At 61.1% G+C, this 12499-nt stretch carries 13 protein-coding genes; 6 read left to right on the top strand and 7 right to left on the bottom strand.

Annotation, left to right across the window (positions count from 1 at the left end):
* Positions 1-5: 5 nt before the first annotated feature.
* The gene (locus CO657_RS27840) at positions 6-1313 is read right to left on the bottom strand and encodes a GGDEF domain-containing protein (protein ID WP_054184434.1); all 1308 of its coding nucleotides are present in this window, start codon (positions 1311-1313) and stop codon (positions 6-8) included.
* A gap of 152 nt (positions 1314-1465) precedes the next feature.
* Here CO657_RS27840 and CO657_RS27835 point away from each other — a divergent pair, with 152 nt between their 5' ends.
* Entirely contained in the window at positions 1466-3127 is a 1662-nt protein-coding gene (locus tag CO657_RS27835; RefSeq protein WP_054184435.1) for a sensor histidine kinase, read from the top strand.
* 95 nt (positions 3128-3222) lie between these two features.
* On the opposite strand, the gene CO657_RS27830 is transcribed toward CO657_RS27835, so the two are convergent.
* From CO657_RS27830 to CO657_RS27810, 5 genes are all read right to left on the bottom strand, one after another.
* Positions 3223-3741: a hypothetical protein gene (locus tag CO657_RS27830; RefSeq protein WP_054184436.1), complete on the bottom strand. Its 519-nt coding sequence runs from the start codon at positions 3739-3741 to the stop codon at positions 3223-3225.
* 348 nt (positions 3742-4089) lie between these two features.
* Complete coding sequence (locus CO657_RS27825) at positions 4090-4491, bottom strand: hypothetical protein (protein WP_054184437.1); 402 nt, start codon at positions 4489-4491, stop codon at positions 4090-4092.
* A gap of 67 nt (positions 4492-4558) precedes the next feature.
* On the bottom strand, positions 4559-5281 hold the full coding sequence (locus tag CO657_RS27820) for a hypothetical protein (RefSeq protein ID WP_054184438.1): 723 nt from the start codon (positions 5279-5281) through the stop codon (positions 4559-4561).
* Between the two features lie 122 nt (positions 5282-5403).
* Positions 5404-6075 (bottom strand): hypothetical protein, encoded by a 672-nt coding sequence (locus CO657_RS27815; protein ID WP_003592756.1) that lies wholly within the window; start codon positions 6073-6075, stop codon positions 5404-5406.
* Between the two features lie 168 nt (positions 6076-6243).
* Positions 6244-6600 carry a helix-turn-helix domain-containing protein gene (locus CO657_RS27810; protein ID WP_054184439.1) on the bottom strand — a complete coding sequence of 119 codons (357 nt, stop codon included), beginning with the start codon at positions 6598-6600 and terminating at the stop codon, positions 6244-6246.
* Positions 6601-6779: 179 nt separating this feature from the next.
* Between CO657_RS27810 and CO657_RS27805 the strand changes: the two genes are divergently transcribed.
* Both CO657_RS27805 and CO657_RS27800 read left to right on the top strand, forming a co-directional pair.
* Positions 6780-7433 carry an acyl-homoserine-lactone synthase gene (locus CO657_RS27805; RefSeq protein ID WP_054184440.1) on the top strand — a complete coding sequence of 218 codons (654 nt, stop codon included), beginning with the start codon at positions 6780-6782 and terminating at the stop codon, positions 7431-7433.
* Positions 7434-7624: 191 nt separating this feature from the next.
* The gene (locus CO657_RS27800) at positions 7625-8347 is read left to right on the top strand and encodes a helix-turn-helix transcriptional regulator (protein WP_054184441.1); all 723 of its coding nucleotides are present in this window, start codon (positions 7625-7627) and stop codon (positions 8345-8347) included.
* A 16-nt stretch (positions 8348-8363) separates the two neighbouring features.
* Here CO657_RS27800 and CO657_RS27795 read toward each other — a convergent pair whose 3' ends face one another.
* The gene (locus CO657_RS27795; protein WP_054184442.1) at positions 8364-8828 is read right to left on the bottom strand and encodes an Lrp/AsnC family transcriptional regulator; all 465 of its coding nucleotides are present in this window, start codon (positions 8826-8828) and stop codon (positions 8364-8366) included.
* A gap of 127 nt (positions 8829-8955) precedes the next feature.
* Between CO657_RS27795 and alr the strand changes: the two genes are divergently transcribed.
* The 3 genes from alr (at position 8956) to CO657_RS27780 (ending at position 12472) form a co-directional block, all read left to right on the top strand.
* On the top strand, positions 8956-10089 hold the full coding sequence (gene alr / locus CO657_RS27790) for an alanine racemase (protein WP_054184484.1): 1134 nt from the start codon (positions 8956-8958) through the stop codon (positions 10087-10089).
* 30 nt (positions 10090-10119) lie between these two features.
* Complete coding sequence (locus CO657_RS27785) at positions 10120-11370, top strand: D-amino acid dehydrogenase (protein WP_054184443.1); 1251 nt, start codon at positions 10120-10122, stop codon at positions 11368-11370.
* A gap of 82 nt (positions 11371-11452) precedes the next feature.
* Positions 11453-12472, top strand: a complete 1020-nt coding sequence (locus CO657_RS27780; protein ID WP_054184444.1) for a helix-turn-helix transcriptional regulator — start codon at positions 11453-11455, stop codon at positions 12470-12472.
* Positions 12473-12499 lie beyond the last annotated feature (27 nt).

Below are 12499 nucleotides of genomic sequence, written 5' to 3'. Positions count from 1 at the left end.
CCGTTTTAGCGCCGGGCGGCGATCTGCTCGGTGGCGGAAGGTGCAGCCTGGTGCGGTCGGCGAAAGACGCAGACCTGGTTGCGGCCGGCTTCCTTGGCGCGGTAGAGAGCCATGTCGGCCTCGTGCTGGAGATTGGCCAGTGAAATGTCGGTGTCGAGCGCCGATTTCAAGGCGACCCCGACGCTCAGCGTCACCGAAGGGCCAACGCCGGAGGAAGGATTGGGAAGGGCGGCGGCTTCCACGCTCTCGCGTATACGCTTTGCCACCGCGATGGCTTCGTCTTCGTCGACATCCGGAAGCACGATCAAGAATTCCTCGCCGCCATGGCGCGAGACCAGGTCGCGATCGGCGCGCACGCAGCTCTGAATGATGCCGGCAACCTTGACGAGGCAGCGGTCGCCTTCTCCATGGCCGAGCTTGTCGTTCAGCGCCTTGAAGTGATCGATGTCGCACATGAGCATGGCTGCGACGACGCCGGTTTCACGGTCGTTGCGCCACAGACCCTCGAGGGTTTCCATCATCCAGCGGCGGTTGGCAATCCCCGTCAGCGGATCGGTTCTGGCCAGCCGCTCCAGCCGGGCGTTCGCATCGGCCAGTTCCGCAACCCGGCGCTGGTCCCTGCAGTCCAGGAGAAATGTCTTCTGCGCCAGGATGTTCATTGTGCGCCGGGCAACCACGGTGGCGATGATCCCGCAGGAAAAGAACAAGGTCGCGGCGACGACGCTACCGGCGTCCAGGATCGGGTTGTGCCATTGAAGGATGAAATAGAGACAAAGGGCGTAACAGGCGATGGCAACCGTCCACGCTAAGGGCACGCTGAAGATGGTGATGGCGCTCGTTGCGACGAACAGCATGATGCTCAAATGCCGCTCGTAAAATTCGCCGCCGGCAAAGACGCCGACTAGTGCCACCGATAGAAGAATAAGGCACATTCCCACAAGCAGCGATGCGCGCTGAACCGCCGCCGCGCGCGGCTTGCTCCAGACGAGCGCTGTCAAAATCGCTGCCGGCGGCAAAAGGCAGGCGGGAGCGACCATCGTCAGCACGACCTGTGGGGGAAGCAGGATGGCGTTCAGCGCCAGCGTCAGGATATCGACGAATGCCACCCATATCATCCAGGAACGGATGACCTTCGCGGTCTGCCGCCATGACTTTTCGTCATAGCGGCGGCGCAGATCCCCCGTCAGGCGGATATCGCGAGTTCGGCCCGACAAAAGACGTTCGACCTCGTCGGCCATCGCACCATTCAGCGGCCGCAGCGAGAAGGACCCGGCGGCAGAACCTTCGGAGGATGTGCTTTTGGCATCATTCATCCTTGGATTATGTAGCCGCGATCGAAGGCCCGGCAAGGCGCATGCCCGGACGTCCTGATTCGTATGTTGATATTTTGTAAACAAGATTCCCTGCGTGATCTGGGCCAGATCGTCCCGATCATGCTACGAACCCTCGTCCGAGAGGGAACAGGATGAGACTCAAGCTGGTTGCAGTTGCGGTCGCGGCGCTGGCGCCGGTGGTCGCGATGCTCGCATACAACGAAGTCGCGCTCCGCCATCAGCGCAACGAAGAGGTGCGCGCATCCGCGGCACAGGCCGCAAGGCAGGCATCGTCGGAAGTCGAACGGATTGTGGAGGGCCTGCACGCCCTTCTGGTGTCGGTGTCCGCCATGCCTTCCGTCCGGCATCTCGACGTCCAGGCGTGCAATGAGGCTCTGAAATCGGTTGCCGAAAGCATTCCCAACATCCGCACTATCTTCGTCGTCGGGCTCGACGGGCGGCCGGTCTGCGGCAGCATGGCTTTTCCGGACGGCGTGGTGTTCTCCGATCGCGATTACTTCAAGCAGACGCTCGAGACCAAAGACTTTTCCGTCGGCACCTATACGCAGAGCCGCCTTTCCGACCGCCCCGTCCTGCCGCTCGCCATGCCTTTGATGGAAGGCGAGAGCGTCAAGGCCCTCATCGTCAGCGGCATCAGGCTGGACTGGCTGCAGAACCGCATCACCGAGCGCGGCGTCGCCCCTGGTAATGCGGTGACGATCGCCGATGGCAAGGGAACCATCGTCGCGCGCGTTCCGCTTCCGGAACAGTTCGTCGGCACGGTCATACCCGACGAATACCAGCACCTGATCCACGCCGAACAGCCCGATGTGATCGAGGTGACGAGCCAGGACGGAACCGTGCGGATCCTCGGCTATCGCCCGATAGCGCTGCCGTCCAGCCCCCTCTATGTCAGCGCCGGCTTCTCGAAACCGGAGGCTTTCGCGCCGATCAACCGGGCGACGCTGATGAATACGCTTGCCATTATCGGCGGGGCGCTTTTCGCCTTTCTTGCCGCGATCGTCATCGGCAACCGCTTCATCCTCGCGCCAATCTCCAGGATCGCAGAGGTGATGGAGAAGTGGCGCAACGGCCAGACGACGGCGCGCACCGGCATGACGGGCCCGGACGAACTGGATGTCGTCGGCGCGACCTTCGATCGGCTGCTTGACGAACTCGACGAGCGGAGGCGCCGGAACGAGCAGGCGGAGGAGGAGCGAACCCTGCTCGTCCGCGAAATGGCGCACCGGGTCAAGAATGGCTTCGCCCTCGTTCAGGCGATCGCCCGGCAGACCTTCTCGCGCTCCAATCCGGAAAGTTACAACGCCTTTGCCGAAAGGCTCGCCGCACTTGCTGGCACATATGATCTCATCCTGTCGCGGGAGGGGTCGGCCGCCCCCATCCGGGAGATCATTTCCGCCGCCTTGCGGGCGCACATCGCCTCGCAGGACCGTATTCGTCTCGATGGCCCCGACGTGGTTCTTCCGGCCGACATCGCCCTGCCGCTTTCCCTCGTGCTCCACGAGCTGGCGACCAATGCGACGAAGTACGGAAGCCTCGGAAGCGAGCAGGGAACCGTCGCCATCGCGTGGAAGCACGATGACGGCCGCGTCCTCCTCGTATGGACGGAAGCCGGCGGACCGGCGGTTTCGACGCCGACAAAAAGAGGCTTCGGCTCCGTCCTGATAGAGCGGGCATTTTCCTCCAAGGCGCAGGCGCAATCTAGATCGGACTACAGGCCCGAAGGGCTCGTCTTCGAAGTTGTCTTCTTAACCGGGGAACCTGCTGCGAAGACGGAAGGCGACGTCCCGTAGGGACATAGTGCCTTCGAGCAGATGTGTCCGGAAGCAGGGCGGCTTGAAGCCGGTCAGGACGTCCATGCGCCCACCGGCATTCCGGCCAGAGATTCCTACCTTCCCGCTGCAGCGGGACGTTGCAAATCGATGCGGCTCGTCACCACGGATTTGCCTGACGTCGGATCCTGATCGACCGTCTGAAGCCGAAGCCTGTCCTGTCCGACTTTCTCGATCATCAACATGGCGTTTCGGTCGCCATTGACCACGCGAGCCCAGGTCACGCGAAGATTGAGCGCGTCGCCCTGCCTGCTGCCGACCAGTTTGGACGGCTGTCCCGATGGCCCGATGTAGTTGCCGGTGTATCGTTGTCCCAAGGCTTTGACATTGGCCGAGAACGCTCTTGTGAAAACCGCAAGGCCGCGGCATTTCCCGTTCATCGAAACTGCGGATTCGCTCGCGTCTGATTTGAGCGTGCAGGAAACATTGAAGTTTGTTCCGCCGATCTTGGTGAGAACCATACCGGTCCCGCGCCAATCGCCCGCCAGGGATCGCAAGAATCCTGACTCCGACGCCTTTGCTGTGTGAGGCAGGCAGGACAGCGAGAATATAGCAGCGATCAGAACAGCACGCATGATAGCCTCCCCGTTTAAGCGGCTCTACCAAACCGCTGAACGCTGCCGATTGTTCCGCAGAGGTTCAGGTTCTAAAGCGCGTCGCATCAAACTTGATTCATGCGACGCGCTTTAGCTCTTTGTTTTTATGCATGCCGTTATCCCGGAACGGCTGCACACTTCCGGGCGACATGCATTAGTCGGCACCGCAGCCAATAATCCGCCGCTTATGAGCGACCCGCAAGGCTGCGGCGTTGAGAATTGATCGAGGCCCTGCCGGCGCCGCCCGGTTGCGCAAATCAGCAACTCCCCGTCTTGAACCTTCGCGCAAGACGGAGAGGGGGATCGTTTTGAGCCGGAGTTCGGCTCTCATTGGCAGGCAGTCAGACCGCCCGGATTTCGAATGGCGGCAAAACCGACGCCGTCAATCGTGTTGTCGTTGCGGGCAATGAAGCAGTAATTGTCATTCGCGTGAGGTGCTGCGACGACGCAGGAGTTGGCCCCTTGCGGTATGACGTAGGTATCCAGTCCGTTGATGGCGAAGATGGAGGCCGTTCCATTCGGATGGGGCGCCGGCTGCTTGGTGAACAGGATCGCATCCTGCGGCGGTGCGACGGCGATCGGCTGGTGGTTCCGGCAATCGGGCGAAAAGGCGAGCTGCGCGGCGGCGGGCAGCGCGGTTGCGAGGAGAGAGAGGACGGCAACGACAAGCCCGCCGGCGATCCTACCGCGTGCTGTTCGGCCAGCGAATTTAAACGTGGTGCGCAACATTGCTATGTTCCTTTCGTTTGCAGGGTTGATGGTTTGCTGAAGCGTCGATGGGGAAGGATTTCTGGGTCTATGGACCTCCAGTCGCCGAAAACGTTCCGTTGGCGTTGTAGGTCACGGTGTAGGTCGCATAGCCGGTGGTGAAATCGCAGCAGGCCGCGTTGCTCTCGTCATAGGCCACCATGCTTCCCATCGGCTGGTAGCCCATCTTCACGAAGAAGATCTGCTTCGGTACGCAGTTCATGACGGCGTTGGGGGTGGGAGCGATGAAGCTCGAGAGGATGATCGCCTCACTGCTATTCAGGGCGGCGACGCCGCAATAAAGTTCGGGGTTTGGCAACGGCGTATAGGACGGCACGTTCATGCCAAAGCCGCCGATCGCGATCCCGGTTTGATTGGCAGGCGCGGAAAGCCCGAGAGGATCGAGCGTCAAGGTCGTGGAGTTGTCCGGCGAACCGTCAGCAGTCGTGAGCGCAACCGGTCGGGCGGCCGTGGTGCTGGTGACTATGGATCGGGTGGCGGCATTGAGCGAAATAAGCGCGATAAGCTGAGAGGACGACGCTGACTGTTTGGTGCTGAGGGCGCCTGCATAGACCTGGCTGTCCAGGCCGAAATTGATCTGAGCTCCCGAACTGGCGTAATTGCCGACGCTTTGGCAGCCGAGACTGCCGCTGAGGATGGAAGCCGGGCTCGGCAACGACGACGGAAATGCGGCTTGCTTCTGAAAGACATAGAAATATTGCGTCGTCTGCGACAGGTTCCGAACGATGATCTGATAGGACGAACTGGTCATGGCGTGCGAAATCCCCTCTGAGATTCAGCCTGTCCGCCGCCTTGGCCGGCGGCGGCAATCGCGCGGATGGTGCGCATGCGGTTGAAGAGGGGACGGTTCTTCACCCGCATGCCTGCGGAGACTTACTGGAGTTGTGTCGTCCAGGTGCCGTCAGATTTCAGGCTGACGTTGCAGATGGAATAACCGCCGGTGAAATCGGACAGCGCCGCGTTCACGCTCGACTGCGTGAAATTCATCACGACACCTGGCGTGTAGGAACCGGTTTGGACGTAATATTTCAGGATCGGCTGGCAATCGGTGTTGCTGGCCGGGTTTGCCTGCACGAAGTTGGAGAGAACGATGCCGCCATTGACGGCAACCGCCGAGCCGACATTGTAGTAGGGGGGTGAGTTGAAGACCGGCGTGGTGATGCGGAAGGCGCCAGGCTGCACACCTTCACCGTAGATCGGCGCGGAAAGACCAAGCGGATTGACCGTCGCGGTCGTCCAGTCGTTCGGTCTGCCGCTGCCCCCCGAACTTGGCGCGAGATCGATGGCGCGGCTGGCCGATGCATAGCCGGAAGAAGCGCCAATTTGCGGCGGTGTGTTCGCCTGCTGGATGCCGGCATAATATTGCAGGTTGACCTGGAAGGTCAGGATCGCACCCGTGGCATCGTAGTTGCCGAGCGATTGCGAGAAAAGGCTGTTCGAATAGACCTGTCCGCCGCCGGTATAAATCGCCGGCTGCTGGAAAAAGTAGAAGTTTTGCGTCTGCGACTCGTAGTTTTTGACGTTGATGGTCAGCAATGTAGACATGGTCGGCACCCCTTCTGCGTTGAGAGTGAAAACAAGGGTCTCTGCGGCGGCGAGGACACGGATGGCTGGCCGTTCTGCCGTGATTGAAACCCTGACTAGAAGATTGCCCGATTATTTTCTTTTTCTCAACCTTAAGGTGTTGATCGCAGGTTGAAAAGCCAGGCGAAATCATGCCTGGCGTTTTGGGTGCTCCGGAGGAATGGATTCAACCAGCCCGACGAGATTGGACTGCGTTGCGGCGGACCGGTTGCGCAGCGCCAGGACCAATTGCAATTCCGTGGCGGAGATGGCGCTGTTCCTATGCCAGTCCATCGTGCCTCGCCCAAGGAGCAGCCAGTCGAGGGAGACATCCAGCAGATGGGCGAGCGCGCAGGCACTTTCCAGCGAGGTATGACCACCATTCTGCCAGCGCGAGACGGCCGCGACGGACACGTCCAGTTCGGCCGCCAGGGCGTGAACTTTCCGGAACTTGCCGCGGGATATCGCCTCCCGAATGCGCCTGCCGCGCGCCAGGTCGTGAGTCATCAACAATCCTCCCCTTGGTACATTCGCATTGGCAATCACGAAGAGCTTTCGATCGGTCGAGCTTCGAAATTCTGGTGAAAATGAAAGACAAGGCGAAGTGCCGGTCAATCTGGTGAAATATCCAGATTGCTTCGGATCGGCCTCCTGTTGTGAAACATCGACGATCAGGAGGGACGGATATGTTGCGGATACTCACCAGAGATATGCTCGATACCGACCGGCGTGCTTTCGACGACATGTTTCGGGCGCGCGCCGCCGTTTTCCGCGATCGGCTGGGATGGCAGGTCGATGTCAGGGACCAGTGCGAAAGGGACCGATACGACGAGACGGAAGACCCCGTCTATCTCGTCACGCAACAGCCTTCCGGTACACTGACGGGTTCGCTGCGCCTGCTGCCGACCACCGGCGCGACGATGCTCAAAAGCGAGTTCCGGGATTTCTTTGATCAGCCCATCGACGTCGATAGCCCGACATGCTGGGAATGCACCCGCTTTTGCGTTCATCCGCTTGCTATTGACGCCGCTCAAAATTCGTCGCGCACCGTCGCGACCGAGCTGCTCTCGGGGCTTTGCGATCTGGCGCTCGACACCGGTATCGAAAGCATCGCCGGCGTTTATGACGCCGCGATGATCGGCGTCTATCGCCGGATCGGCTGGAGACCGACGCCGCTTGCCCGATCGAGGCCCGAGATCGGCAACCTGTATGTCGGTTTATGGGACGTGACGGCAGACCATAGCAGGACACTTCAAGCCAACCTGTCCCGTCTTCTCGATAAGGTGCCCTCCACTCCTGCGGCAACGGTCATCGGCGAAGGACATGGCGGCATGCGGTGAATGCCGCAGTGGCCAGCCTAATCGCCATCCAGGCAGTCTGCGGGCGGATGCGGCTACGCCTCGGCCGCGGCCTGTGCCGCGCCGAGCCTTAACGTATTTTTCACGTCATGCCGTGAACAGGCTATTATCAGCAGTCGCTAAATGATACCGATGCGAGTGGAAAATGAATCGCACAACCACGAGTCCATCTCATGCTGAGCAGTTCTCGTTTTTTCGATTGTCTGGACCGGATCTCCGCATCGCCGACATTGCAGGATCTGGAAACAACGCTGGATGAAGTGCGCCATATTTATGCGATATCGCATATGGTTCTGCATGTGACCCGTTCGGCGACGGCAGCCAACAATCCGTTGCTGATGCTGACCTACCCGCCCGAGTGGGTGAAACAATATATTGCCCGGGATTACTTCAGCATCGACCCCGTCGTGCGGCTCGGCCGGCGCGGTTTTCTGCCGGTGGAATGGTCCGCATCAAAATGGGATTCAGGCCGGGCATGCGGCTTCTTCAAGGAGGCGATGGCCTTCGGTATCGGCCGGCAGGGCGTTACGCTGCCGGTACGAGGACCTCAAGGCGAGCGCTCGCTGTTTACGGTCACCTCCACTCACCCGGATTCTTATTGGCGACAGTTCCGCATGGACAGCATGCGCGACCTGCAGTTTCTCGCCCACCATCTTCATGACCGTGCCATGGTTCTGTCGGGGATGAGAAAAACCGCGGATTTTCCGCAATTGTCGCGCCGCGAGCTGCAATGTTTGCAGATGACCGCCAATGGCCTGCTGGCAAAGCAGATTTGCGCCCGCTTGTGCATTTCGGTGAGCGCGGTGCAGCTCTATCTTGCCTCGGCGCGCCGCAAGCTGACTGTCGCGACGACGAGTGAAGCGGTCGCCAGGGCCACGGCGCTTGAATTGATATGAGCGTGGGGATCGCGTTTTAACGTCTGCCTCTGGTGCGCGTCGCCAGAACATTGCGGATCGAGAAGCTGGAATGAATCCTGAGAACGCCCGGCAGGGTCGACAGGATTTCCTTGTGGATCCGCTCGAATTCGCCCGGACTGGCGACCTCCACGCGCAGCAGATAGTCGGAATCGCCCGTCATCAGAAAACATTCGCGGATCTCGGGATGCCGGCGGACCGCCGCCTCGAAGCGGTCGAGATGGTCCTCCGTCTGTCGCTCGAGCGTAATGTTGATGATCACGGCGATCATCTCGTCCGCATTGCCGGTGTCCACCAGCGCCGTATAGCCGCGGATCACCCCTGACTTTTCCATGATCTTGATGCGCCTGAGGCAGGCGGACGGCGACAGGCCGATCTCGGCGGCGAGCTTGGTATTGCTCATGCGCGCGTCGAGGCGCAGCAGCCTCAGTATATTGCGATCGATCGAGTCGAGAGCGGCCATGATGGATTATTCCAAATTTTCATCGATTATGCGGATAATAGGCAAATCGTGCAATAACCTGTTGCTGAATGATAGGCAATTTCGCGCATTGTTTCATAAACTTCATTGAGATCGAGAAGGGATGGACATGGATAGCGATATTTTGGTTTCCCGCACACGCACCACCACGACCGCGCAGGGCGCCACAGGCTATCTGACGATCGATCTTGCCGCACTCGGCCGCAACTACCGCAAACTCGTATCGATGCTGGCGCCGGTCCGGGCGGGGGCGGTCGTCAAGGCCGACGCCTACGGCCTCGGTGCCGAGCGTGTCGCGAGAACGCTCTACGGCGAAGGCTGCCGGCATTTCTTCGTCGCCCAGTTCGTCGAGGCGGTCAGACTGCGGCCGACCCTTGCGCATGACGCCCAGATTTTTGTGCTGAACGGCTTGCAGCCGGGCAACGAGATCGCCTGCGCCGAGACGGGCATCGTCCCGGTTCTCAACTCGCTGGCCCAGTGGCGGCAATGGTCGGCGACGGCGCGCATGCTGAAGCGCTGCCTGCCTGCCGTGCTGCAATTCGACACCGGCATGTCGCGGCTCGGCTTTCCCGAGGAGGAAAGAACCGAACTGGCGGCAGCGCTTGGCGACGGCAGCAATGTCGAAATCCTGTTCATCATGAGCCATCTCGCTTCGGCCGATGACATGGAGAGCGACCAGAACGGCGAACAGTTGGCTGAGATGGCCCGTATCGCTGACCAATTTCTTGGCTTCGACATGTCCTTCGCCAATTCCGGCGGGGTCTTCCTCGGCGACGCCTATCACGGCGTGCTCGCTCGCCCCGGCATCGCGCTTTACGGCGGCGCGCCCAACGCCGGCGGCAACAACCCGATGGAGCCCGTCGTCAGCCTCGACGTCGCCGTCGTGCAGACCCGCACCGTGCCGGCCGGCGCCAAGGTCGGCTATGGCGGCGCGCATGTCACGCAGCGGCAAATGCGCCTCGCCACCATCGCCGCCGGTTATGCCGACGGCCTGCCGAGGTCGCTCGGCGACCGCGGCGCCATCTATTACAACGGCATCCGCCTGCCGATCGTCGGCCGCGTTTCGATGGACAGCGCGACCGTCGATGTGTCGGCGCTACCCGAAGGCGCCCTGACGCTGGGCAGTCTGGTCGAAGTGCTCGGCTCGAACCAGACGCTCGAGCACATTGCCCGCGACGCCGGCACAATATCTTACGAAATCCTAACCGGTCTGGGCGATCGTTACGACAGGCAATATCGCTGAGAGCACTGCGGCTCCATCATTGGGAAGATCATGAAAGTCATTGTTCTGGGTGCCGGTATCGTCGGCGTCACATCCGCTTATCAGCTGGCCAAGGCAGGTCACGAGGTCACGGTCGTCGACCGGCAGAAAGGCCCGGCGCTGGAAACGAGCTTTGCCAATGCCGGCGAAGTCTCCTTCGGCTATTGCTCGCCATGGGCAGCGCCCGGCATTCCGGCGAAAGCGATGAAGTGGCTGTTCATGAAACATGCGCCGCTCATCCTGCGCCCGAAGCTCGACTTGGCCATGCTCTCCTGGATGGCGAGGATGCTGTCGAACTGCACCTCCGAGCGTTATGCGATCAACAAGAGCCGCATGCTGCGTCTTGCCGATTACAGCCGCATCGCGCTGGCCGAGCTTCGCGCCGAGACCGGCATCGCCTATGACGAACGCATGCAGGGAACGCTGCAGTTGTTCCGCACCCAGCAGCAGCTCGAGGCCTCGGCCAAGGACGTCAAGGCGCTGGCGGCGGACGGCATTCCCTATGAGGTGCTGGACCGCGACGGCTGCATCCGCTTCGAGCCGGCATTGAAGCATGTGCGCGACAAGATCGTCGGCGGCCTGCTGACCCCGAAGGACGAAACCGGCGACTGCTTCAAATTCACCAATGCGCTGGCCGCCAAAGCCGAGGCGCGCGGCGTCCGCTTTGCCTATGACACGACGATCAAGGCGCTGGATGTCGAGGCCGGCCGCGTGCGCGGCGTCATCACCGAGCGCGAACGGATGAGTGCGGATGCGGTGGTGGTGGCGCTCGGCAGCTATTCGCCGCTGCTGCTCAAGCCCTTCGGCATCAAATTGTCGGTCTATCCGGTGAAGGGCTATTCGCTCACCATCCCGATCACCGATGCGTCGCGCGCCCCGGAATCGACCGTCATGGACGAAACCTTCAAGATCGCAATCACCCGGCTCGGTGACCGCATCCGCGTCGGCGGCATGGCTGAAATCTCCGGCTATACCAACGATCTCGGGTTCGCCCGCCGCAGCACGCTGGAACATTCGGTCACCGATCTCTTCCCCGGCGGCGACGTTTCCAAGGCGTCCTTCTGGTCCGGCCTGCGCCCGATGACGCCGGATGGCACGCCGGTCATCGGCCCGACGAAGATCAGCGGCCTCTTCCTCAACACCGGCCACGGCACGCTCGGCTGGACGATGAGCACCGGTTCGGCGCGGTTGATCAGCGATCTGGTCGGCGGTCGCACGCCTGAAATCGATGCGCGGGATCTCGCAATTAACCGATACGGCTGAAACCTCATCAGACGGCGCAAAATGAAAAGAAATGATTGCGCCCATCGCTTATTACCGATGGGCATTGTCTTCGAGGTCATGAATGTCCGGTCGTTCTCATATGCCCGCCAATGGCAGCTCCCTCCACGATCCGGCGAGGCAGAGCCCGTCGTTTTGGGAGACGGCGTTCAGCGGCACGGATCCGGACGCACTGTCGGAAATATTGTCGACGCCGAACTCCCCGATCAAGGCTGCGGCGCAAGCCGCGGCACCCATCGCCTACCGCTGCAATTTTATCTCGACGGAAGAGCTGGCCATCGCCGACTGTGCCTACGACGGCACGATCTCAATCAGGCGGGAAGCACCCAACGGCAAGCTGATCATATTCTTGCCGATGGAGGGGAACGCCGTCTTCGATGCCGGGAAGGAGCCGATCCATTCGGTTCCCGGCCGTGGCGCCATTATCGGGGCAGGCCGCGCCTCGGGTTCCCGCCTGATCGGCCCGCGCCGTCATCTCGGTCTGTTCGTCGATCAGGCGAAGATCAACAGGCAGCTCACGCATATGTTCGAGCGGACGATCAGCGGTGACGCCGATTTCCATCCGACGATCGATCTGACGACCGGTTCGGGGCTTGTGTTGCAGCAACTTGTCGCGAACCTCTATTACGGGCTCAGCGGCGATGGGCCGCTGCAGCAGTCGCCGCTGGCTCGGAGTGCGCTTTGCGACGCGATGATCTATCTGCTTCTGGAGACCTGTCCCCATCGCTATTCGGAGGCGCTTGCGCTACCCGCTCCGGCCCCGGCTCCTCGCCATGTGAAATGGGCGATCGAATTCATGCAGGAATATATCGCCGAGCCGATCTCGCTCAACGACATCGCGACCGCAGCCAAGGTCAGCGTCCGCACTTTGCAACAGGGTTTCCGGCAGTTCAGAGATACCACGCCGATGGCCTACCTGCATGAACTCCGGATGCTTGCCGCCCATCGCGATCTGCTCGAATCCGGCACGCGACAGGCCGTCGCCGACATCGCGCTCAGATGGGGATTTACCCATCTCGGGCGATTTTCAGCCGAATACCGGAAGCGTTTCGGTCAACTTCCGTCACAGGCCCTGAAGCGCTGATCGCCATGCTTGCAGCCGGGCGGTTCC

The sequence above is a fragment of the Rhizobium acidisoli genome (assembly GCF_002531755.2).
In the GTDB taxonomy this organism is placed as follows: domain Bacteria; phylum Pseudomonadota; class Alphaproteobacteria; order Rhizobiales; family Rhizobiaceae; genus Rhizobium; species Rhizobium acidisoli.
The sequence above is the reverse complement of the archived record's forward strand: the minus strand, read 5'-3'. Positions and strand labels throughout refer to the sequence as shown.